Here is a 22,478-nt window from a genome sequence, read left to right as displayed (position 1 = left end):
GAAAGGAACTGCCATGAGCAAGCACTTCGTACCGGAAAACCTTCCGACCCACCTGCAGCACTACATCAACGGCGAATTCGTTGACTCCATCGGCGGAGCAACCTTCGACGTGCAGGAACCGGTAAGCAACACCAACTACGCCACCGTGGCTTCGGCACAGCCCGAAGACGTGGACCTGGCAGTTGCCGCCGCCAACAAGGCCTTCAAGGAAGGCCCTTGGGCCAAGATGCTGCCACGCGAGCGTTCCCGCGTGCTGCACAAGATCGCTGACATCGTCGAATCCCGCGACGAAGAGCTCTCGCTGCTCGAGTCCTACGACTCCGGCCTGCCGATCACCCAGGCCAAGGGCCAGGCCCGCCGCGCCGCGGAGAACTTCCGCTTCTTCGCCGACCTGATCGTCGCGCAGGTGGATAACTCCTTCCGCGTCCCAGGACGCCAGATGAACTACGTGAACCGCAAGCCCATTGGCGTCGCCGCGCTGATCACCCCGTGGAACGTTCCGTTCATGCAGGAATCCTGGAAGCTGGCTCCGGCCATCGCCACCGGCAACTCGGTGGTCCTCAAGCCTGCCAGCTACACCCCGCTCTCCGCTGGCCTGTGGCCAGAAATCTTCCGCGAAGCCGGCCTGCCAGAGGGCGTCTTCAACCTGATCTTCGGTTCCGGCGGCGTGGCCGGCGACTACCTGGTCAAGCACCCGGATGTGCCGCTGGTGTCCTTCACCGGCGACTCCTCCACCGGCGCCACCATCTCCACCGCGGCCGCGCCATTCTTCAAAGGCCTGTCCCTGGAGCTGGGCGGAAAGTCCCCTGCAGTGGTCTTCGCCGACGCTGATCTGGAAGCTGCCCTGGACGCCACCGTCTTCGGCGTGTTCTCGCTGAACGGCGAGCGTTGCACCGCCGGTTCCCGCGTGCTGGTCCAGCGCGATATCTACGATGATTTCGTAGCCAAGTTCGCAGAACGCGCCAAGAACATCCGCGTTGGCCTGCCGAGCGACCCGAAGACCGAAGTCGGTGCACTGGTGCACCCTAACCACTTCGAGAAGGTCATGGGCTACATCGAGATCGGCAAGACCGAAGGCCGCTTGCTGGCCGGCGGCGGCCGCGCCGAAGGCTTCGAAGAGGGCAACTACGTTGCTCCGACCGTCTTCGCCGATGTTGCCCCGGATGCGCAGATCTTCCAGGACGAGATCTTCGGCCCGGTTGTTGCCATCACCCCGTTCGACACCGACGAGGAAGCACTAGAACTGGCCAACAACACCAAGTACGGCCTGGCAGCCTACGTGTGGACTTCCAACCTGAAGCGCGCGCACAACTTCGCGCACCAGATCGATTCGGGCATGGTGTGGCTGAACTCCAACAACGTCCGCGACCTGCGCACCCCATTCGGCGGCGTGAAGGCTTCGGGGCTGGGCCGCGAAGGCGGCTACCGCTCGGTGGACTTCTACACCACCCAGCAGTCCATCCAGATCACCCTGAACGAAGCGCACTCCCCTAAGTTCGGCGTCTAGGAAGCACGCGCTTCCCGCCCCTAGTTTTTCTTGCTTGCAAAGGAGCAAATCATGAGCAAAGAGATCGCAAACCCGATCCCAACCCCTTCGGTTCCAGCACCGGATATCCTGCGCTGCGCCTACGCTGAACTGGTCGTCACCGACCTGGAGCGCTCGCGCAAGTTCTACGTGGACGTACTGGGCCTGCACGTATCCTACGAAGACGAGAACCAGATCTACCTGCGTTCCTTCGAGGAATTCATCCACCACAACCTGGTGCTGACCAAGGGCCCGGTGGCAGCACTGAAGGCCATGGCTTTCCGTGTGCGCAGCGCCGAAGAGGTCGACAAGGCCGAGGCCTACTACAAGGAACTGGGCTGCCGCACCGAGCGCCGCAAGGAAGGCTTCGTCAAGGGCATCGGCGATGCACTGCGCGTCGAGGATCCACTGGGCTTCCCGTACGAGTTCTTCTTCGAGACCACCCACGTTGAGCGCCTGCACATGCGCTATGACCTGTACTCGGCCGGCGAACTGGTCCGCCTGGACCACTTCAACCAGGTCACCCCGGACGTGCCTCGCGGCCGTGCCTATCTCGAGGACCTGGGCTTCCGCGTCACCGAGGACATCCAGGACGACGAAGGCACCACCTACGCAGCCTGGATGCACCGCAAGGGCACCGTGCACGACACCGCTTTGACCGGCGGCAACGGCCCGCGCCTGCACCACGTGGCCTTCTCCACCCACGAGAAGCACAACATCATCCAGATCTGCGACAAGATGGGCGCACTGCGCATCTCGGACCGCATCGAGCGCGGCCCCGGCCGCCACGGTGTCTCCAACGCGTTCTACCTGTACATCCTGGATCCAGATGACCACCGCATCGAGATCTACACCCAGGATTACTACACCGGCGATCCGGACAATCCGACCATCACTTGGAACGTGCACGACAACCAGCGCCGCGACTGGTGGGGCAACCCGGTTGTTCCATCGTGGTACACCGAAGCTTCCAAGGTCCTGGACCTGGATGGCAACGTGCAGGAAGTCATCGAGCGCACCGATGACTCCGAGCTGGAGGTCACCATTGGCGCCGACGGCTTCTCCTTCACCCGTGCCGGTGACGAAGATGGCTCGTACCATGGCCAGGCTTCCAAGGGCTTCAAGCTGGGCAACCAGCTCTAAGCCAGGCAAGCTCTTCTAGACCCAGAGCTTGGCAGCTTCCCTGAGCTGCAACACAAGAATCCCGGGGCATCAGCGAATTTTTTCGCCGATGCCCTGGGATTCTGCTTTTGCTGGCCGCGCTAATTCCTAGTCCATCGGCGAGACCCTGATCAGGTTGCCACCTGCCCTTCAGCGCGTTCAGCCCCGGGCTGTGCCCCGTTCCCGCACGGCCTTGCGCCAGCCGTCAACGATATCCCAGCCAATGCCGGCCGCGATTCCGCACCCGAGCAGCACGGCGAGAATGCGGAAGATGCCGCCATTGCCAGCGGCCTGTGCGTTTCCGGCGGCGAACCCGTCGCCTCCGGCAACCGCAACGAACGAGAGGAATTCCGGGTTGACGAGCTCGCCGCGCAACAGCAGGATCAGCGCCCAGGCCGCGAAGGCCAAGGCGAGCACGGTGTTCAGCACCGCCATGGCAGTTGTCCAACGACGCAGGCGGAACAGCGCGACGGCGAAGACGGCCTCGAGGATGATCAGTGCGAACAGGACGCCGATCCACCACGGCCACAGCCCCGGGTTGAGGATCGGGATCGGTTCACCGCCTGTGGGGAAGAATCCTCGGACCAGATCCCACACCACCGCGCCGGCGGCGATGCCCAGGAATACCAGCGACGCGATCAACTCGCTGCGGCCCGCGCCATCCTCGGGAATTTCCGGCAGATGGTCGACATCCCACTTCACGCCAGTGTCCGCGCCAGTGCGCTCGAGCACGACGAACACGAGCGTGGTCCAGAAGGCCACGTGCACGATGACCTGCAGCCCGACGGAAAGCGACTGGACGATGCTTTCGCCCACGTCCTGTCCAGAGACCAGCAAACCCAGCGCCATTGCCCCTGCCACGCAGAGCGGCACAATCCACAGCAGCAGTTTCAGCAGGCGCCACCAAGCCAGGTAGTACTTCGGCCCGATCAGGTGCAGCGGCCGGTCTGCGTAGCCGGCGGCGAGGATGCCGGGGTCGCCGAGTTCGGCCAGGACGCGGCGTTCTGCCTCCTGCGCGGCTTCGCCTTGGGCTACGCGCGCCTCGATGGCGTCGGCAATGGAGGCTTCGAGCTCGGCGCGGATGTCGTTCCGCATGCCGGGCTCGAGGCTGCGGATCGTGGCCGAGATGTAGCGTTCGGTCAATGTGGCAGTCATGTCAGTGCTCCTCTTCGGTGAGCGAGGCGATCGCCGTTGCCAGTGATCGCCATTCCGTGGTCAACGTGTCGGCAAGACGGATACCGTCAGGCGAGGTTCGGTAGAACTTGCGTGGCCTGGCCTCCTCGGTGTTCCACTCGCTGGTTAGGTAACCCTGCTTCTCCAGACGCCGCAGCAGCGGATACAAGGTGTTGGCATCGGTGGAGAAACCGTGGTCGTCGAGCTGCTCCAGCAGGCTGTAGCCGTATCCTGCACTGCGCAGCAGCTGCAGGCAAGCGAGCACAACGGTGCCGCGTCGCAGCTCTTGCAGTTGGGTGTCGAACTCTTCCATGCCGCTCACATTACCGTGCGCCACACACTATCGTCAATCACACATTACTGTCACAAGATGAGAACAGGTGTTCAATGCTATTCGTTGCAGAACTGGGCGCCACAGCCGGAAGTGAGCGGGGCGCATCGAGCCGGAACAAGCGAACCAGCAGGCAACGTATCGCGTAGCGGCAGGACTGGCGGCTGGACTGGAGTGCCAAGATCCGTTGAATTCCAGCGCAGCGTGGTCCATAGTCGGCAGTGGCCGCGCTTTTCCATCCCGGCCCATCGCCCATCGCCTTTTGATAACTGCGAATTCGCCGCAACAGGCCAAGCTCCAGCCACGGCGGCCTTCCGCGCACTGCGCGCGGGAGAATAGCAAAAGCCAGCGGCCGGCAGCACCTCGAGCCGCCCGGACATCGAAGAAAACGGCTCCGGCGAAAAAGGGCCAGCCTCGCCCGGCAGCAATTGGCTGACCGGCTTTGCGGCTACCTGCCGTCCCTGAGCAGGGCCACGTCGGAGACCATTTCTATATGCTCGCCCATCGCGGCGGCGGCACCCGTGGCATCGCCGCGGCGAATCGCATCGGCGATTTTCAGGTGCGACTCCAGCGAACGCTCCGGGCGTCCTGGCTGCCCCAACGATTCGATGCGGGTTTCGAGAACCATCTCAGCGATAAACGTCATGAGTTTTTGCAAAACCGCTGATTTGGCTGCAGCGGTAATTGCCTCGTGGAAAAGCTCATCACCGCGCTCGCCACGGCCGCCCTCGCCAATTTCCGCGGCCATCACCTCCAGCGCGTGATCGATTTTGCGCAGGTCAGCCTCGGTGCGGCGTGCGGCAGCCAGCGCGGCCAGCTTGACCTCCAAGGTACTGCGCGCCTCGACGATATCCGGCAACCGGTTCTTGTGCTCGCGCAGTTCGCGCAGCACCGTGGCGACGCTCGGACGGTGCACGAGCACCGCGCCGGTTCCATGCTGCACGTCGATGACCCCGAGTACTTCCAACGCCACCAGGGCCTGGGCCAGGGTCGCTCGCGAGACGCCGAGCTGCTCTGCCAGCTCGCGCTCGGCCGGCAAATGGTCACCGGGCCCCAACTGCTCTGCTTCGACAAAAGCCAGGATCTGCTGCATCAACTGCTCATAGAGCCGAGGGCGCTGCACCTTCGCGAACGCCCTGGCCTTCTTGGCTTCAGCCACAACCACTCCCCACCTGAAAATGTGTTCTTCCTCAAACTTACACCGAAAAGTACCTTGACAAGACACCGAGAGTCTAGGAGGCTAGGCCAGTGAGCCAGTGACACCCGTCACAGCAAAACCATTCAGTGCAAAGCCTCCCGAAAAGGATTTCCCATGTCTGTCGCACTCGTCTCCATCATCGTCTTGGCGGTGATGTTCATAATTGCCACGATGTTCCCGATCAACATGGGAGCCCTGGCCTTCGTTGGCGCCTTCCTGCTCGGCACGATATTCCTCGGCATGGATGCCAAGGACATTCTCGCCAGTTTCCCCGGAGGACTGTTCTTGACCCTGGTCGGGGTCACCTACCTCTTCGCCATAGCCCAGAACAATGGCACCATCGACATCCTGGTTGACCGGGCGGTGAAACTTGTCGACAACCGGATCTCGCTGATCCCCTGGGTCATGTTCGCCATCACCGCAGCCATTACCGCCATCGGCGCCCTGGGCCCGGCAGCGGTGGCGATCATCGCCCCGATCGGCCTGCGCTTCGCGCAGAAATACGAGATCAACCCGCTCATGATGGGCATGCTCATCGTGCACGGCGCGCAGGCCGGCGGCTTCTCCCCGATCGCCGTCTACGGCGTGATCGTCAATGGGCTGATCCAGGAAGCCGGGTTCGCCTTCAGTCCCACCGCCCTGTTCCTCACCAGCTTCGCCTTCAACCTGGTGATCGCCATCGTGCTGTTCCTGGTCCTGGGCGGGCGCAAACTGGCTGGCCAGCGGGCCAGCGCTATCGCCGAACGCGTTGCCGAGGCCCGCCTGTCGGTCTCCGTGGGCTCGCAGGCAGCCGATGTCGATTTCAAGGGCAGCGGCTCGGGAACCTACGGTCCCCGCGATCCTGCCGGCGACGGCGCCGCGCCGCATGCCCCGGGCCAGCGCTTCGGCCAGGCAATGACCATCCTCGGCCTGGTCGCCCTGGCAGTGATCGCATTGGGCTTCAAGGTCGACGTCGGCTTCGTTTCGATCACCATCGCGGTCGTCCTGGCCTTGGTCAACCCCGCTGCCCAGAAGGGGGCGGTCAACAAGATCAGCTGGTCCACGGTCCTGCTCATCTGCGGCATGCTCACTTTCGTCGGAGTCCTGGAGGAAGCCGGCACCATCGAATACGCTTCGAACGCCGTGGCGACCCTGGGAGCACCGCTGCTTGCGGGCTTGCTCATCTGCTACATCGGCGCTGTTGTCTCGGCTTTCGCATCATCCACTGCCATCCTGGCCGCGCTCATCCCGCTGGCGATCCCGTTCCTGGACTCGGGCTCGATCAGCGCTACCGGATTGATCTGCGCGCTGGCCATCGCCTCGACCATCGTGGATGTCTCGCCCTTCTCCACCAACGGCGCCCTGGTCCTTGCCAATGCCCCGGAAGGCACCGACAAGGACCGCTTCTACAAGCAGGTCCTGGGCTACGGCGGCATCATCGTCCTGGCCGGCCCCGTCCTGGCCTGGGCGCTGCTGGTCTTGCCCGGCTGGCTGTAGGCACCAGCGGAACCGCCAATCTTTCCACTCCTAGGAGGTATCTCTTGAGCTCGATTACAGTCCAACCCGAAGAAACCCTGGCCACCGGCACCGGCCCCCTGAGCGGCTACGTGGTCCTTGACCTGACCCGTGCACTGGCCGGGCCTCATGCCGGAATGATGATGGGCGACCTGGGTGCCAAGGTCATCAAGATCGAAGCGATGGGCACCGGGGACGACACCCGCGGCTGGGGCCCACCCTTCGTCGGGCCGGAAGACAACCGGCAGGCCACCTACTTCCTGTCATGCAATCGCAACAAGCAGTCTGTTGCGCTGAACCTGAAGGATTCCGCGCACCAAGCCAAGCTGGCCGAGCTGGTCAGGAACTCGGATGTGCTCATGGAGAACTTCCGCACCGGCGTGCTGGACCGGCTCGGCTTCAGCGTCGAGGTACTCCATGAATTGAATCCGCGGCTGGTGATCCTGTCCATTACCGGCTTCGGGCACGACGGCCCCGAATCCCACCGCAGCGGCTACGACCAGATCCTGCAGGGCGAGGCCGGGCTGATGTCCATCACCGGCTCCGGCCCGGAGGATCCGCAGAAGGTCGGGGTGCCCATCGCGGATCTGCTCTCGGGGATGTATGGAGCGTACGGGGCGCTGGCAGCGCTGCTGGAACGCGAAAGGACCGGTCGCGGCCAAGTGGTCCGCACCTCCCTGCTGGCCTCGATCATCGGGGTCCATGCCTTCCAGGGCACCCGGCAGACCGTCGCCGGGGAGAATCCCCAAGCCATCGGCAACCACCATCCCTCCATTGCACCCTACGGCCTGTATTCCTGTGCCGATGGGAAAGTGCAGATCAGCATCGGCAGCGAAAAGCTCTGGCAGGCCTTCGCCTCCCGGTTCGGCTTGCCCGCCGGGGATCCCCGCTTTGCCAGCAACTCCCAGCGCGTGGAGAACCGCGCGGCGCTCAATGAGCTGATCGAACGGGCTTTTAGCGCATACGATGCGGCGCAGCTGCTCAACTCCCTTGACGCAGCCGGCATTCCAGCGGGAAAGGTGCGCTCCATCGAGGAGGTCTATGACTGGGACCAGGTCCACTCCCAAGGACTCATCGTGGAGGTGGAGCACGAAGTGCTGGGCAGGGTCAGCCTGCCCGGCCCTCCCCTGCGTTTCTTCGATGCCGCCACCAGCAAGGAGACCACCCGCAAGGCGCATACCGCTCCGCCCCTGCTCAATGCTGATGCAGCGGACGTGGACCGCTGGCTCGAAGAGCAGAAGGAAGACCAGTCATGAGCACCAGAACCCAACGGATTGACGCGTCGGCGCTACTGTCCATCGTCTTGGATGAAGACTCCTTCGAGTCCTGGGACAGCCAGCCGCAGCAGCCCGAGCTCAGCGAATCCTATGCGGCCGACCTCGATGCCGCCCGCGCAAAAAGCGGCACCGATGAATCGGTGCTCACGGGCAAGGGGCTGATCCAGGGCCGCGAAGTGGCGGTGATCGTCTCGGAATTCAACTTCCTGGCCGGTTCCATCGGGCAGGCTGCCGTGAAGCGCATTGTCGCGGCCATCGAGCGCGCAACGGCGGCCGGACTGCCGCTGCTGGCAGGGCCCGCTTCCGGGGGCACCCGCATGCAGGAAGGCACCTTGGCCTTTCTGGGGATGGTCGCCATCACCGATGCGGTCCGCCGGCACAAGGCGGCAGGACTTCCCTATCTGGTCTACCTGCGCCATCCCACCACCGGCGGTGTCATGGCCTCCTGGGGCTCTTTGGGGCACATCACCGTTGCCGAGCCAGGGGCGCTGCTGGGTTTCCTGGGTCCACGGGTCTACCAGGCGCTCTACGGACAGGACTTCCCGGAGGGCGTCCAGGTCTCGGAGAACCTGTTCCGCAAGGGCTTGATCGACGCGGTTGTCCCGCCGCAGGACCTTCCGCAGCTAGTGGACCGGGCACTGCAGATCCTGCAGCCGGTCCGAGATTCCGGCGCTTTCCCGGCACCGGTGGGCAGCATCTCGTGCAGTGCGGACGAGGACGCCTGGCGCTCTGTGCAAGCCAGCCGGAACCCGCGCCGACCGGACACCCGGATGCTGCTGGCCTCAGCTGACGACGCGCTGCCCTTGAACGGAACCGGACAGGGAGAGAAAGACCCCGGGCTGATACTGGCGTTGGCGCGGTTCGCAGGACAGCGCTGCGTGGTGCTCGGCCAGCAGCGGCCGCGGCACCCGGACACGGCCAGCCTCGGGCCCGCCTCGCTGCGCGAGGCCCGCCGCGGGATGCAACTGGCCCAGGAACTCGGCCTGCCGTTGGTCACCATCATCGACACCACCGGCGCCGAGCTCTCGGTGCAGGCAGAGGAAGGCGGGTTGGCCGGAGAGATTGCCCGTTCGCTCAGCGAATTGATCGGCTTGCGGTCCCCCTCGGTGTCGGTGCTCCTCGGCCAAGGTACCGGCGGCGCCGCACTGGCGCTGCTGCCGGCGGACCGGACCATCGCAGCCCGCAATTCCTGGCTCTCGCCGTTGCCGCCCGAGGGCGCCAGCGCCATCATGCACCGCAGTACCAGCCATGCCCCGGATATGGCCCGCCAGCAGAAGATCGGCGTTGCTTCGCTGTGCGCCTTTGGCCTGGTGGACCACGTGGTGGACGAGTTCGATGACGCTGCCACCCGGCCGCGCGAGTTCTGCCAGGAACTCGGAACGGCTATTGCTGCGGAGATCTCCTTGGCCCTTGCCATTCCCGAGGCAGATCGGTTGGAGCGCCGGCAGAAAAAGTTCCAGAACTTGGGACGAACCTCCAGCTAGTTCCGCACCGGGACACCGGGCCGGTCCGGCAACGGCTGCTAGACCGGCCATTGGCATGCCTGCCACCGCCACTGCCGTCTCGCCGGGCCGGCCGGCTGCACTCTGCAGGCACGTGGAAGTTCAAGGATCAGGCTTCCTGCCCAAATGCCGGCCGCCCTGCGTAGAGTGGGACTCGACAGGAACTACCCAGCGAGGCGGACTATGCGCGAGCACAAATCGATGATCGATACGGCCAAGGACATCGCGTCCGGCGCCCACGAAGGACAGGTCGACAAGCTCGGCGCCGCGTATATCGGGCATCCGGCACGAGTGGCCGGGCACGCCCGCGACCTCGGCGGTTCGCCAGAAGCCATCGCGGCCGCCTGGTTGCATGATGTGATCGAGGATTGCGACGTGAGCGCGGCGGACCTGCGTGCCGCTGGCATTCCCGACACGGTCATCGTGGCGGTGGAACTGCTGAGCAAGCGGCCCGGGCAGAGCCTGGAAGAATATTGCGCCGGGGTACGCGGCAATGCGCTGGCCTTGCTGGTCAAGGAAGCGGACCTGGCCGATAACACCGACCCGGAACGCACAAGCCAGCTGGATCAGGCTACCCGGCAGCGGCTGGCCGAGAAATACCAGCGCACCCGGTCCCTCCTGGGTCTCTAGCAGCGCCCGGAATCCTGGGTCCAACCCGGGTCTGCCCGGAAATAGTTCCTGGCCACAAACATTCAAGATCCCCGCCACGCACGGCCAGCACTTCTTCGCCGGCATCCGGTGGCGGCACCTGATCACCGCGCAGAACTCGGAATGCTGGATATTTCCCGCAGTCCCCTTGCAATCGGGCGCCATTGGGCAAGACTTGAACTATGGCAACAGGCAGAAGCACAGTGTTCGAAAACCGCAGCCATGCCGGCGCCGCGCTGGGCATGAAGCTGTCCACCCTGCTGCCCGCCGGCGAATACACCGTGCTGGGTTTGCTGCGCGGCGGAGTGCCCATCGCTCATGAAGTGGCCAGGGCCCTCGGGGCCACCCTGGGCGCGGTGGCAGTGCGCAAGCTCGGGGTGCCGCGCAATCCCGAACTGGCATTCGGCGCCATTGCCCGGTACGGGATTAGCAGCGCTCGCCACATCAACGAGGCGATCTACCGCCGGGCTCTGCAGTATTTCGGCAAGGACGAACTCGAATCCGTCGAACGCGGCACCGGTGCCGACCTGCGGGCCCTGGCCGGCACCTTCAAGGACTACTGCCCCGATCTGGCTGGGCGCGACCTGCTGCTCTGCGATGACGGAATGGCCACGGGCGCCACGATGAAGGCCGCGCTGGATCTTATCCAGGACCTGGATCCCGCCTCCATCACGCTGGCAGTTCCGGTGGCTTCGCCTGGAACGGCTGGCGAATTGGCACCCCGGGTCAATGGCCTCTGCCAACTGCTCACCCCGGAAAATTTCACTGCCGTCGGAGCCTTCTACGAGGACTTCGGGCAAGTGGGCCAGGACCAGGTCCTGGAAATGCTGCGCTCCGCACGGTGAGGTCCCAGGACCGCAGCCCGGGACATTGCGTCCAAGTTCCGGGTTAGCCGGTGGCACCGGTCAGCTTCACGACCGAACATATCCAGCCCCGCACGGGCAAGGGCCGGCAAGGAGGAATCCAGCGTCATTCCCTGCTCCCGGCTCCAATTGCGCCTGCCGGTCCTGCTGCCCCGGTGATCTCATCCCTGGTGCGCCGAAACCGTTTCCGGGCGCCACGAGCCAAATGCCAGCACCGTACCGACCACTCCGATGCCGACCAGGACCAGAGCCGCACCCCACAGGCCGATCGAAGCGCCCAGGGCGCCGGCCACCGGATAGGTCAGCAAGAAGCATGCATGGGACAAGGAAAATTGCGCGGCAAAAACACCGGGGCGGTTTTGCTCGGTGCTGTTGCGGCGCAGCAGCCTCGACGAGGGCGTGAGGATGGTTGCGGTCGCCGCACCCAGGGCCAGCCACAGGCCAAGGAGCCCGGCCCATTGGCCAGAACCCTCGCCCCAGCCGATCACAGCGGCACCGATGAACAGCAGCAACGGCATCATCACGGCGCCGGCGAGCATCACGCTGCGGTCTTCGAATCGCTCCAGCAACCCCGGCATGCCCAGTGCCACCGCCATCGAACCTGCACCGTAGGCTCCGAGCAGCAGCGCCACATCCACCTGCGAACGGCCCAGATCCCCCTTCACCAGCACCACTGTGTTGACGATGACCATGGCGGAGATCGCGGCGACCACCAGATTCAGCGCCATCAGGCTGCGCAGTTCCCGTGCCGCCCAGAATGCCCGGGTTCCCCCGGTGAGGCGATGGAAGAAGAGCGACTTCTGGGGCGGCGGGATCGCCGGGAAGCGCGTCGCGGCAACAAGCAGAGCAGACGCGGCAAAGCCGAGCACGGTCCCGGCGAAGAGGTTGTGGTAGCTGGTGACGGTCAGCAGCGCGGCCGCCAGCATCGGGCTGGCCAACGCCTCCATGTCATAGGCCAGCCGCGACAGCGACAAGGCCCGGGTGTAATCCCGCTCATCGGGCAGGATCGAGGGAATGACCGCCTGGAACGCGGGGGTGAAGGTCGCCGATGCTGATTGCAGTACGAAAATCAGCACATAGATCTGCCACGCTTCGCTGGCGAATGGGAGGCAGAGCGCCACTAGTCCACGAATGATGTTGGACCCGATGAGCACGGGTTTGCGCGGAATATGGGAAACCAGGGCATTGGCCAAAGGCGCAACGGCCACATAGGCGACCATCTTCACAGTCAAGGCCAGCCCAAGCACTAATCCCGCGTTGCTGCCGGCAATATCGAAAGCCAGCAGGCCCAGGGCAACGGTAAGCAGGCCGGTACCCAGCAGCGCAATCATCTGGGCGCTGAAGAGCTTGGCGTACGCCTGGTCCCTGAGTACTGCGAGCATCTTTGCCGACTCCCGTATCTTTTGCCGCTAGCCTTGCGGGGCTTCGTGGTGCAACGGCAGCTGTCCGTTGGATACCGAATGCTCCGCCTGCTTGATCGCTTCGCTGACCAGACGCACCGGGTGCTCATCGGTGAGGCTGTACAGGACCTTGGTTCCGTCCTGGCGCGTGGTCACCATGCGCGCCATGCGCAAACGGGCCAGGTGCTGGGATACCCCCGAAGGGCTCTTCTCGACCAGCTCTGCGAGCGCGTTGACCGAGAGCTCACCGGCACGGCGCAGATGCAGCACAATCCGGATCCGGGTGGCATCGGACAGCAAGCCGAAGACTTCCGCGGCCAGCTCCACGAAATCCGAGGAAGGATCCGGAGCATAAATCTTATTATCTGCATGCATGCTAATAGACTAATGCTCTCGCCCGGTATTGCCTAGGGCACACCGGAAATATTCCGCGTCCGACTGGAACTAGAATTGGAGCCATGACTGCAACGCTCGTGGCCAAGGACCTGACTGGCGGCCACGCCCACCGAACCCTCTTCTCGAATCTGAACTTCACCGCCGCACCCGGTGATGTCTACGGCGTAGTGGGTGCCAACGGCGCTGGCAAGTCCACATTGCTCTCGCTGCTTGCCGGGGCCGCGGCCCCGCAGGCCGGAACGGTGAGCACCGCCCCGGATTCTGCGTTCATCGGCTGGATGCCCCAGGAACACGACCGCATTCCAGGTGAAACCATCACCGCGTATTTGTCCCGCCGCACCGGTTGCGCCGCCGCCACCACCGCCATGGAATCCACCGCCGAAGAACTTGGCAGCGGCAAGCCCGGTGCGGATGACGCCTACACCGCTGCATTCGACCACTGGATGGCCTGTGGCGCCATGGATCTGGAAGACCGCATCCCCGAGGTGCTGGCCAAGCTCGGCTTCACCCTCCCGGTAGAAACCGAGATGACTGCCCTGTCCGGCGGCCAGGTAGCCCGCGTGGCTCTGGCAGCCCTGCTGCTCTCCCGCTTCGATGCGGTGCTGCTCGATGAACCGACCAATGATCTCGATCTCGAGGGCCTGGAGCATTTGGAGCATTTCATCAATTCCCTGCGCGCACCGGTGATCCTGGTATCGCATGACCGCGAGTTCCTCTCCCGCTGCACCACCGGCATCATCGAATTGGACCTGGCCCAGAACCAGGTAGCCACCTATGAAGGCGGCTACGACTCGTACCTTGCCGAACGGGCCATCAACCGCACCCATGCCCGTGAGGCCTATGAGCAGTTCGAGAACCAGAAAGCCGATCTGGTCTCCCGCGCCCGCACCCAGCGCGAATGGTCCTCGCAAGGCGTGCGCAACGCCATGCGCAAGGCGCCGGACAACGACAAGATCCGCCGCCGGGCCAACTCCGAGTCCTCGGAAAAGCAGGCCGCCAAGGTGCGCCAGATGGAATCGCGCATCGCCCGGCTCGACGAAGTGGCCGAACCGCGCAAGGAATGGGTCCTGCAGTTCTCCATCGCCGCGGCTGAACGCGGGTCCTCGGTGATGTGCACGCTCAACGAGGCCTCGGTATCCCACGGGGACTACGCTTTCGGACCGGTTTCGGTGCAGGTCAACGCCGGGGACCGGATTGGCATCACCGGCCCGAACGGAGCAGGCAAGTCGACCTTGCTGAACCTGCTGCTGGGCAAGCTGGCCCCGCACGGCGGCTCGGCTTCACTGGGCAGCTCGGTGAATATCGGAGAAATCGACCAGGCGCGCACCCAGCTGCCCGGCGACCTGCCATTGGGCGAAGCCTTCGAACTGGAAGTGCCCGAGTACTCCGCCGCGGAGGTGCGCACCCTGCTTGCCAAGTTCGGGTTGAAGTCCGACCAGTCCTCGGCCTTGGTGGATTCACTCTCCCCCGGCGAGCGAACCCGCGCATCCATGGCGCTGCTCCAGGCCCGCGGGGTGAACCTGCTGGTGCTCGATGAGCCGACCAACCACCTGGACGTGCCGGCCATCGAACAACTCGAGGAAGCCCTGGAAGCGTACACCGGAGCACTGCTGCTGGTCACCCATGATCGGCGCTTGCTGGAGAATGTGCGACTAGACGCCCGATGGGAAGTTGCACAGGGTCAACTAACGGCCCATTTCTAGGGCCTCACTTGGGCACTTATTGCACTGGCAAGTTCACAGCTATCCAACGTAGGATTGGCACTATAGGAGCCGAGTTTTTCAGTTCTTTCGACTGCGAGGTCGACGCCTAGTACCCAAGGATATTTTCTTGAGCAGCACTGCAACACTCCATCCCCAAGGGCCAACGGTCAAGCCGGGCGATCCCAAGAGCTTCTTCCACGTCAAGAAGCTGGTCACCGAAGCTGGACTGGTCGGACGCCGCCGCGGGCACTATCTCGGGTTGGGCATCGTGCTGACGGTGCTGCTAGCCGGCACCGTTACCGGTTTCATCCTCCTGGGCGACAGCTGGTTCCAGTTGCTGATGGCCGCAGCCTTGGGCCTGCTGCTCACCCAATTCGCGTTCCTGGCACACGAGGCGGCACACCGCCAGATCCTGGCTTCGCACAAGCGCAATGACAAGCTGGGCCAGTTCCTGGCCAATATCGTCGTGGGCATCAGCTACCAGTGGTGGATGAACAAGCACAACAAGCACCACGCCACCCCCAATACCGTGGGCAAGGATCCGGACATCGAGTGGGACACCATCTCCTTCCAGACCGAGGACGCCAAGCGCCAGCGCGGCCTGCTCAAGTGGATCACCAACCGCCAGGGCTACCTGTTCTTCCCGCTGCTCACCCTTGAGGGCTTGAATCTGCATATGCATTCGATCAAGTACCTGTTCAAGGCCGGCCGGGTCAAGAACCGCAAGCGCGAGATGACCGGCATTGCACTGCGCATCGCCATCTACCTGGCGATCGTGTTCTACTTCCTGCCGGTGGGCATGGCTTTCGCCTTCCTCGGCGTGCAGCTGGCAGTCTTCGGCGTCTACATGGGTGCGTCCTTCGCCCCGAACCACAAGGGCATGCCGATGGTTCCCCAGGACGCTCGCATCGACTTCTTCTCCCGCCAGGTACTGACCGGACGCAATGTCATGGCCAAGTCCAGCTGGGGAAACCGCGTGCTCTCCCACGTCTACGGCGGATTGAACTACCAGGTGGAGCACCACCTGTTCCCGTCCATGCCGCGCGCCAATCTGGCCGGTGTCTCGCGCATCGTGCGCCAGTACTGCGACGAGCACCAGGTCCCGTACACCGTGGCCAGTGTCCGCGAATCCTACGCGCAGGTGATCACCTACCTGAACAAGGTCGGACTATCGGCCCGGGATCCTTTCGAGTGCCCGATGATCTCCGGATACCGCGTCAGCGCATAGTTCAGGCTGAAGCAGCAAAGAGCTAGGATCCCTTGCCACCAAAGGCAAGGGATCCTAGCTCTTTCCCGTCTGCGTCAAGAACAAGCATCTTTCCGCCGTCCTCCAGCTTGGCGGAGGCAGCGCGCGAGAGCCAGTCATCCACGCTTTCGCAGAACATCTTGGTCGAAGCCAGCGCGGCGAATTCCAGGTCCTCGGATGCACTCCAGGTACCGGCGAGGCGGTTGCAGCCATCGCTGCCGGTGACCTTGCCGTCCTCGGACAGCTCCAGCCACGGCTGGCCCTGATCCTTGCTGCCCCACAAGCCGACCGGATCCTGGAGTATCACGCTGGCCTCGCTTTCAGTTGGCTGGCTGGCGCCCGGCTCGCCCGGGGTCGCCCCGCAGGCGGCAACGCCAAAAGCCAAAGACAGTGCCGCGGTGCGCAGGAAGAATCGCTTCATATCCCCCAGCCTAGGTCTTCGGCCCACCCGCTGGCCAGCATCGGATTACGGCTGGGAGTCTACTGGCTGGGTAGGCTCCTTCGGCCCGACAACCTCGATTGCCCCGGTCACCGTACGCTGCACGCCGGTGCTGACGGGAACGACTTCTTCGGCAACTGGCTTGCTGCGGGCAGCATGGCTATGGCGCAGATCGAGGATACCGACCAGCAAGGTGGCCAGGACCAAGAGGGAAATGGCAGCGAATGAGAGCGCCATGGCGATCGAGTACCCGGCTACGTGGTTCATGCCGTAGAAGACAGCGGTAATCACCGCAATGCCCACCGCGGTGCCCACGCGCTGGGAAGTCTGCATCAAGCCGCCGGCGCTGCCGGAGTTGGCCACGGGAACTTCCATGAGGGTCAGCGCCTGGTTAGGCGAAATGATGAAGCCCTGGGCTACGCCGATGAAGGCCAGCGAAAGCAGCATCCACCAGATGCTCAGCAGCCCGCGATCCTCCAGGACCACCACGGCAATGGTGGCCAGCAGGCCGAACAGGGCGCTGAGAATGCCGCCAATGACCATTTTTCGCCCCACGGTCATGACATAGCGTCCGGCGATGTCGGAGCTGAAGGCGGAGAGCAGGGCCGCGGGAAGGCAGATCAGCCCTGCCTGCAGGGCACTGAAGCCCTGGGATTGCTGGACGTAAATGGCCACCAGCACCCAGACGCTGGAAACACCCATGAAGTACAGGCCAGCGATGAGCGTGCCGTTGGTGAAGCTGCGGATCTTGAACAGGGCCAATTCCACCATTGGTTCGCGCCCGAGCTTCTTGTACTTCTTCTCCCACCAGACCCAGAGCACCATGACCAGCACTGCCAAGGCCAGCAGCGACCAGAGCCATGGGGTTTCGCGGCCCTGGACGAATGGCAGGAGCAGGGCGAAAATGCCAACCGCCAGCAGGAGGCCGCCAACCGGGTCCAGATCCACCTTGCCCGCTGGCTTGTTGAACAGCGGCTTGGGCAGCCACAGCAGCGCCAGGACAATGGCCAGCACGCCGACCGGGACGTTGATCAAGAACGTGGCGCGCCAGCCGGCGTCTTCGCCAAACCAGTTGATCAGCAATCCGCCCAGCACCGGCCCAATAGCTACCGAGAAGCCGACGGCGGTGCCCAGCAGCCCGTAGGCCCGGCCGCGGGCCGCGCCACGGAAGTGCTGCTGGATCATGCCCATCACTTGGGGGTTGAGCAGGCCCGAGCCAACGCCCATGATGAAGCGGGCAATGTTCAATACCAGTGGATCCGCGGCCAGCCCTGCGAGGATGCTGGCGGCTGTGAAGATCGCCAGGCCTGCCACGAACATCACGCCACGGCCCAGCAGGTCGCCGGCGCGTCCGGCAGCAACCAGCACCACGCCGAAGGTCAGCGCATATCCTGCCAAGACCCACTGCAGGTCCGCTTCGGTGGCGTGCAGGGTGGAACCGATGGCAGGAAGAACCACGTTGACGATGCTGACCGAAACCAGCGACATGAACATCGCCGCCAGCAGCACGCCCAGCAATCGCCATCGCGCTCCGGCCGAGAGTTCTTCAGCAACTGGTACCGGATGCAGCTTGCTCTGGGACATGGGCCAACTTTCAAACGAATTCCAGGCCGCACAATCCTGCGGTCCTTCAACCTACAGCGTTGGCCAGCTGGCTAATATTCCCTGTCGAGGTGCTTATTTCACTCTTTGTGGTCTTCGGCGGCCCGGTTGAGCTCGAGCATCTGCGCAATAGCCAGCAAGCGCAACTCGACGACTTCCCCGAAAAGGTCATCGCTGTCCTGCTGCGGCAGCTCGAGCGCTTGGCGTGCCAGCGGTGCCGGAACTTCCGGGTAGGCGTCAAGCAATTGGACCGGCACCAGCGAGCTCACGTAGTCCGGGCTGTCCTTCGAGCGGCGGTCATAGTAGTAATCCACATGCATCACGAAACCCAGGACATCCCGTTCCAGGGCGCGGACCATGGCCACTGCCTGCTTGAGCGTCAGCCCGATATCCACGAAGAAGGCGAGGATCCGTTCCATCAATTCATTGCGGAACGGGCCGGGCTCCACCTTGAGCTTTTCGTCGAGCGTCAATTGCGAGGCCCGGGGGTAGGCCCGGTAGGCGCGGCGCGTCGCGTTGTATGCTTCGGTCACCCCGAGCTTCCAGTCGTTGCAATCGAACTCGATCAGCGGATTGATCGAGATGAAGCGCCCCACCGCCAGGTTGATGACTTCTTGGCGATCCGCCACGTAGTTGTACAACGCCCGCGGGGTGACATTGAATTCGGCCGCAAGACGGTGCATGGTCAGCGCGTCGTAGCCCTCGGCACCGGCGATTTCCAGAGCCTTCTGGGCCAGCTGCTCTTTGCTCAGGGACTGGAACTCAGAGTCCTTGCGCGGGCGCCCGCGACCACGTTTTGTCGGTTCAGGAGAGGAATTTTCCTTATTCTCGGCCATGTCACGAGGATATACGCATTTTCTCTGTAAATTCCCATTAAGCGCCTACAAGTATTAAAACTCCTAAAACAGGGCCAGCAATTTCCTGGCTCGCTCGTGCCACATGCCGGCAGCTAGCGCAAGATGTCCTACGGCGAAGCTCATGCCGCCAGCCAGCCACGGCCACGCCAGGACCGCCCCGTAGGTTCCTGGCAGCGCAGCGACGAATCCAGCGGCCATCACCAGCAGGCCGGCTGCGACCAGAGCAAGATGAGCCAGCTTCCAGCGGAAGGGCAGCAGCATCGCCAGCACGGCCAGCAGCGCGGCCGGAGCCAGGATCAGCCATGGCGCAGCGCTGAAGCTGGCCAAGCCTTGGTAGCTGGCAAACCCCAGGACCAGGATCAGCAGCACCGCCGCGCACACCAGCCAGCCGGGCCCGGGGCTTGCCATGGAACCGCGCATCATCAGCAGCGGGGTGAAAACCTGTGCCCAGAGCAGCACGGTCACCGGAATGAAGAAGAGCGAGAGCTGTCCGCCACCGGCCGCGCAGATAACGGTCATGATCACAGCCCCGAGGATGTGGATGGTAGTGCCGGCACTATTGGGCAGTCACAACGGAACCAGGCTGAGGATGACCGGAATGAACGCCAGCCAAATCAGCTGGGATCCGATCAGCAATTCGAGTTGCCCCAGCAGGCCGCCGACTCCCCCGGCAACAAAGCCGAAGCTCTGTTCGTTGGCCAAGGCGGCTTGCGGCGGGGCGAAAAGCACCACCATCAGGGTCAGCAGTGCGAGAGCGAATATTGGCCACGCCAGAATACGCGTCAGGAAGTACTTGCCGCTGCCCACTTCCAGGGCTTCGGGCTCATGGCGTTCGAATTTGAGCGCACGCGAGGCAGGCTCGCCGAGCAAGCGGATCAAATCGCTCTTGCGGCGTCCGCCGCCAGGCAGACGGAGAATCTCCTGCTTGGTGGTTTCAATGACTTCGTTGCGTTCTTGCAAAGACAAGAAATCCAGCGCACGGCGAAGTTGCTCCAGGTAGTTGCGGGCGGCGCGCGGCAAGTAGGGCTTCATGCCTTTTACTCTACGTGCTCCGGCCCATGGGCTGACGCAGGCAAAATGGGGCAACGCCAGTGGCGTTGCCCCATCTGCCCGAAGCGGTCAGCTGCTGCCGGCTACTTGCCTGCGCCGGCGGTCAGGCCGCCGACAATGTACTTCTGCAAGAACAGGAACAATGCCATCACCGGGATCGCTGCCAGTACCGCACCGGCGGCGAAGACCGACCAGTTGGAGGTGAACTCCTCCGAGACGTAGGAGTACAGGCCCACAGCCAACGTCTGGTTCTCCGGGGAGACCAGGATGACCGAGGCGATCACGAAGTCCGAGGTGCTGGAAATGAAGGACAGCAGGCCCACGACGGCCAGGATCGGTGCCACCAGGCGCAGGATCATGGTGAAGAAGATGCGGGCATGGCCAGCACCATCGATCTTCGCCGCTTCATCGATTTCCACCGGAATGGTGTTGAAGAAGCCGTACATCAGATAGGTGTTCACACCCAGTGCCCCGCCCAGGTACACCATGATCAATGCGATCTGGTTATCGATGCCCAAGACCGGGAAGACATCTCCCAGCGAGGTGAGCAGGATGAAGATCGCCACCACGGCCAGCAGCTGCGGGAAGATCTGCACAATCAGCAAGCTGACCAGGCCCACGCGGCGGCCGGTGAAGCGCATCCGCGAGAAGCTGTAGGCAGCCAAGGCGCCGAGGAACACCGAAGCGGCCGCCGTGGTCAGGCCGATCACCAAGGTGTTGATGAACCAGGCGCCGAAGGGACGCTGCTGATTCTGGAACAGCTCCACGTAGCTGTTGAAGCCGATGGTGGTGAACAATCCATTGGAAGACAGCAGGGTTCCATTGGGGTTCAGCGAGGCCGAGAGCACGTAGAGCAGCGGGAAGGCCGCATAGATGCACAGGGCCACGCCGATCAGGTGGCGCCACCCGGTGGAGGCGAACCATTTGCCCAGGCCCTGGCGCCCCGCGCGTCCCTTGGGTGCGCCGGCTACCGGCCTGCCGGTGATTTCGGTGCTCATTAGTTCAGCTCCTCCAGTGCCTTGGTCTGCTTGAAACTGATAATCGAGATGATCGCGACGATCACGAAGATGATGATGGAGAAGGCGCTGGCCAGGCCGTAGTCGCGCTGGGAACCAACGAACGCCACCTTGTAGACCATGGAAATCAGGATGTCGGTGGATCCCACGTTCAGTCCTGCATCCTGCATGCGCGGCCCGCCTTCGGTGAGCATGTAGATCACGTTGAAGTTGTTGAAGTTGAAGGCGAAGGAGCTGATCAGCAGCGGAGCCACCGAGACCAGCAGCAGCGGCAGCTTGATCAACCGGAAGATCTGGAACGGCTTCGCCCCGTCGATGGTGGCCGCTTCGGAGAGTTCATTCGGAATGGACTGCAGCGCCCCGGTGCAGACCAGGAACATGTACGGGAATCCGAGCCACAGATTCACCCAGAGCACGGAGAACTTCGCCAGCCACGGGTCGGTCAGCCAAGGGATCTGCGCTCCGCCCAGGAGCACCTGGTTGACGAACCCGAAGTCGCGGTTGAGCATGCCGGCCCAGACCAGCCCGCCCAGGAACGCAGGGAATGCGTAAGGCAGGATCGAGATGACGCGGTAGACCTTCCGCCCCTTCATGCGCAGGTCGTTGAAGACAATCGCCAGGAACAGCCCGAGGAAGAAGGTGGTCGCCACCGACAGGAAGGCGAAGGCGAAGGTCCACACGGTGACAGAGAACAGGGCGTTGCGGATCGAGGAATCGGTGACCGCACGGGTGAAGTTCTCGAAGCCCACGTTGATGGACCAGCCGGGCATCAGCTGCGAGCCGTCTTGCGCGGTATACGCGCCCACGCCGGTGTCCCGGTACACCACGCCGGTCTTCTGATCGGTCATGGTGTCCGCGGCTTCATCATGCTTGATGGAGGAAGTGTACTGGTAGGCGGTGCGGCCATCGCTGGTGCGCAAGGTGCCATCTGCCGGGTTCTCGGTGAATGGAACGGCCAGCGAGGTGACTTCCTGCTGGCGGCCCAGCAAATCGGCGAAAGCCAGTTCGGAGTAGTCCCCCAGGCCAGCGGGGTCTACCGGGACGAAAGGATCATCCGCATCGCCGAGCAGCTGCTGGCCATCGCGCTCAATGAGCATCGCCAGCCCGTCTTGTCCTTCGAGGATGGACACCGGGTAGCCGGCTGATCCCTCGACGCGGTTCTGGTTGGATTGCAGCAGCGCGTTGATCGCGTCATCCTTATCCGAGTTGTGCCCCGAACCGTAGTTGGTGAAGGCGATATACCCGGTGTAGCCGATCACGAAGACCTGGAAGATCAGCAGGAAGATGGTGCCCGGCAGCAGGTACTTTGCCGGCAGCCATCCGCGCTTGAAGTAGACCACGTTGATCAGCACGGTAATGGCCGCGATCACCGCGGCGATCGCCCAGGCTTCGCGCCCCAGTGCGGTGAAGACCGCGAAGAGCGCGGTCGCATCGACGATCGCCACCAGGATGATCTTGGCGAGCATGGCCCCAATGGAGGTGCTGGTGGCATTCGCGAAGCGCCTGGCTGCCGGTGACAGCTTGGGCTTCGTCTCCTCGGTGCCGGGTTGCGGCCCTTGGCGGGCGGTCTTTGTCATCTTCCAGATATCCCTGTCGA

The 22,478-nt window shown here is 63.5% G+C and carries 21 protein-coding genes; 9 read left to right on the top strand and 12 right to left on the bottom strand.

From position 1 onward, the window contains the following. Positions 1 to 13 precede the first annotated feature (13 nt). Both hpaE and hpaD read left to right on the top strand, forming a co-directional pair. Positions 14 to 1,507, top strand: coding sequence for a 5-carboxymethyl-2-hydroxymuconate semialdehyde dehydrogenase (hpaE, locus tag ACIP6G_RS14240; protein ID WP_105658032.1), 1,494 nt, complete (start codon positions 14 to 16; stop codon positions 1,505 to 1,507). Between the two features lie 63 nt (positions 1,508 to 1,570). Further along, positions 1,571 to 2,668, top strand: a complete 1,098-nt coding sequence (gene hpaD, locus ACIP6G_RS14235; RefSeq protein WP_105661547.1) for a 3,4-dihydroxyphenylacetate 2,3-dioxygenase — start codon at positions 1,571 to 1,573, stop codon at positions 2,666 to 2,668. Between the two features lie 177 nt (positions 2,669 to 2,845). Here hpaD and ACIP6G_RS14230 read toward each other — a convergent pair whose 3' ends face one another. From ACIP6G_RS14230 to ACIP6G_RS14220, 3 genes are all read right to left on the bottom strand, one after another. Next, positions 2,846 to 3,841, bottom strand: coding sequence for a permease prefix domain 1-containing protein (locus ACIP6G_RS14230; RefSeq protein WP_400290851.1), 996 nt, complete (start codon positions 3,839 to 3,841; stop codon positions 2,846 to 2,848). A gap of 1 nt (position 3,842) precedes the next feature. Continuing rightward, on the bottom strand, positions 3,843 to 4,172 hold the full coding sequence (locus ACIP6G_RS14225; protein WP_105658025.1) for a PadR family transcriptional regulator: 330 nt from the start codon (positions 4,170 to 4,172) through the stop codon (positions 3,843 to 3,845). Positions 4,173 to 4,638: 466 nt separating this feature from the next. Then, entirely contained in the window at positions 4,639 to 5,349 is a 711-nt protein-coding gene (locus tag ACIP6G_RS14220) for a FadR/GntR family transcriptional regulator (RefSeq protein WP_286172292.1), read from the bottom strand. A gap of 153 nt (positions 5,350 to 5,502) precedes the next feature. On the opposite strand from ACIP6G_RS14220, the gene ACIP6G_RS14215 reads away from it, so the two are divergent. From ACIP6G_RS14215 to ACIP6G_RS14195, 5 genes are all read left to right on the top strand, one after another. Beyond that, positions 5,503 to 6,864, top strand: a complete 1,362-nt coding sequence (locus ACIP6G_RS14215; RefSeq protein WP_400290848.1) for an SLC13 family permease — start codon at positions 5,503 to 5,505, stop codon at positions 6,862 to 6,864. A gap of 44 nt (positions 6,865 to 6,908) precedes the next feature. Further along, on the top strand, positions 6,909 to 8,138 hold the full coding sequence (locus ACIP6G_RS14210) for a CaiB/BaiF CoA transferase family protein (RefSeq protein WP_400290847.1): 1,230 nt from the start codon (positions 6,909 to 6,911) through the stop codon (positions 8,136 to 8,138). Beyond that, entirely contained in the window at positions 8,135 to 9,643 is a 1,509-nt protein-coding gene (locus ACIP6G_RS14205; RefSeq protein WP_400290846.1) for a carboxyl transferase domain-containing protein, read from the top strand. Before ACIP6G_RS14210 ends, ACIP6G_RS14205 begins: the two co-directional genes overlap by 4 nt. 201 nt (positions 9,644 to 9,844) lie before the next feature. Continuing rightward, positions 9,845 to 10,291 carry an HD domain-containing protein gene (locus tag ACIP6G_RS14200; protein ID WP_400290844.1) on the top strand — a complete coding sequence of 149 codons (447 nt, stop codon included), beginning with the start codon at positions 9,845 to 9,847 and terminating at the stop codon, positions 10,289 to 10,291. A 200-nt stretch (positions 10,292 to 10,491) separates the two neighbouring features. Beyond that, on the top strand, positions 10,492 to 11,154 hold the full coding sequence (locus ACIP6G_RS14195) for a phosphoribosyltransferase (RefSeq protein WP_400290843.1): 663 nt from the start codon (positions 10,492 to 10,494) through the stop codon (positions 11,152 to 11,154). 179 nt (positions 11,155 to 11,333) lie between these two features. On the opposite strand, the gene ACIP6G_RS14190 is transcribed toward ACIP6G_RS14195, so the two are convergent. Together ACIP6G_RS14190 and ACIP6G_RS14185 are read right to left on the bottom strand one after the other, a co-directional pair. Beyond that, on the bottom strand, positions 11,334 to 12,554 hold the full coding sequence (locus tag ACIP6G_RS14190) for an MFS transporter (RefSeq protein WP_400290840.1): 1,221 nt from the start codon (positions 12,552 to 12,554) through the stop codon (positions 11,334 to 11,336). A 27-nt stretch (positions 12,555 to 12,581) separates the two neighbouring features. Further along, the gene (locus ACIP6G_RS14185) at positions 12,582 to 12,947 is read right to left on the bottom strand and encodes an ArsR/SmtB family transcription factor (protein WP_400290838.1); all 366 of its coding nucleotides are present in this window, start codon (positions 12,945 to 12,947) and stop codon (positions 12,582 to 12,584) included. An 83-nt stretch (positions 12,948 to 13,030) separates the two neighbouring features. Between ACIP6G_RS14185 and ACIP6G_RS14180 the strand changes: the two genes are divergently transcribed. Then, entirely contained in the window at positions 13,031 to 14,671 is a 1,641-nt protein-coding gene (locus tag ACIP6G_RS14180; RefSeq protein ID WP_400290836.1) for an ABC-F family ATP-binding cassette domain-containing protein, read from the top strand. Positions 14,672 to 14,798: 127 nt separating this feature from the next. Next, on the top strand, positions 14,799 to 15,899 hold the full coding sequence (locus ACIP6G_RS14175; protein ID WP_400290833.1) for a fatty acid desaturase family protein: 1,101 nt from the start codon (positions 14,799 to 14,801) through the stop codon (positions 15,897 to 15,899). A gap of 22 nt (positions 15,900 to 15,921) precedes the next feature. On the opposite strand, the gene ACIP6G_RS14170 is transcribed toward ACIP6G_RS14175, so the two are convergent. From ACIP6G_RS14170 to ACIP6G_RS14140, 7 genes are all read right to left on the bottom strand, one after another. Next, entirely contained in the window at positions 15,922 to 16,338 is a 417-nt protein-coding gene (locus tag ACIP6G_RS14170) for an META domain-containing protein (protein ID WP_400290831.1), read from the bottom strand. A 45-nt stretch (positions 16,339 to 16,383) separates the two neighbouring features. Then, positions 16,384 to 17,940 carry an MFS transporter gene (locus tag ACIP6G_RS14165; protein ID WP_400290829.1) on the bottom strand — a complete coding sequence of 519 codons (1,557 nt, stop codon included), beginning with the start codon at positions 17,938 to 17,940 and terminating at the stop codon, positions 16,384 to 16,386. Between the two features lie 98 nt (positions 17,941 to 18,038). After that, entirely contained in the window at positions 18,039 to 18,794 is a 756-nt protein-coding gene (locus ACIP6G_RS14160) for a TetR/AcrR family transcriptional regulator (protein ID WP_400290827.1), read from the bottom strand. A gap of 63 nt (positions 18,795 to 18,857) precedes the next feature. Further along, positions 18,858 to 19,340 (bottom strand): hypothetical protein, encoded by a 483-nt coding sequence (locus tag ACIP6G_RS14155; RefSeq protein WP_400290826.1) that lies wholly within the window; start codon positions 19,338 to 19,340, stop codon positions 18,858 to 18,860. Between the two features lie 42 nt (positions 19,341 to 19,382). Next, on the bottom strand, positions 19,383 to 19,847 hold the full coding sequence (locus ACIP6G_RS14150; protein ID WP_400290824.1) for an HAAS signaling domain-containing protein: 465 nt from the start codon (positions 19,845 to 19,847) through the stop codon (positions 19,383 to 19,385). Positions 19,848 to 19,948: 101 nt separating this feature from the next. Beyond that, positions 19,949 to 20,863, bottom strand: a complete 915-nt coding sequence (locus ACIP6G_RS14145; RefSeq protein WP_105658448.1) for a sugar ABC transporter permease — start codon at positions 20,861 to 20,863, stop codon at positions 19,949 to 19,951. Continuing rightward, entirely contained in the window at positions 20,863 to 22,458 is a 1,596-nt protein-coding gene (locus tag ACIP6G_RS14140; RefSeq protein WP_400290822.1) for an ABC transporter permease subunit, read from the bottom strand. Before ACIP6G_RS14140 ends, ACIP6G_RS14145 begins: the two co-directional genes overlap by 1 nt. Positions 22,459 to 22,478 lie beyond the last annotated feature (20 nt).

Origin of the sequence: Glutamicibacter sp. NPDC088483, assembly GCF_044753145.1 — a bacterium.
In the GTDB taxonomy this organism is placed as follows: Bacteria; Actinomycetota; Actinomycetes; order Actinomycetales; family Micrococcaceae; genus Glutamicibacter.
The sequence above is the reverse complement of the archived record's forward strand: the minus strand, read 5'-3'. Positions and strand labels throughout refer to the sequence as shown.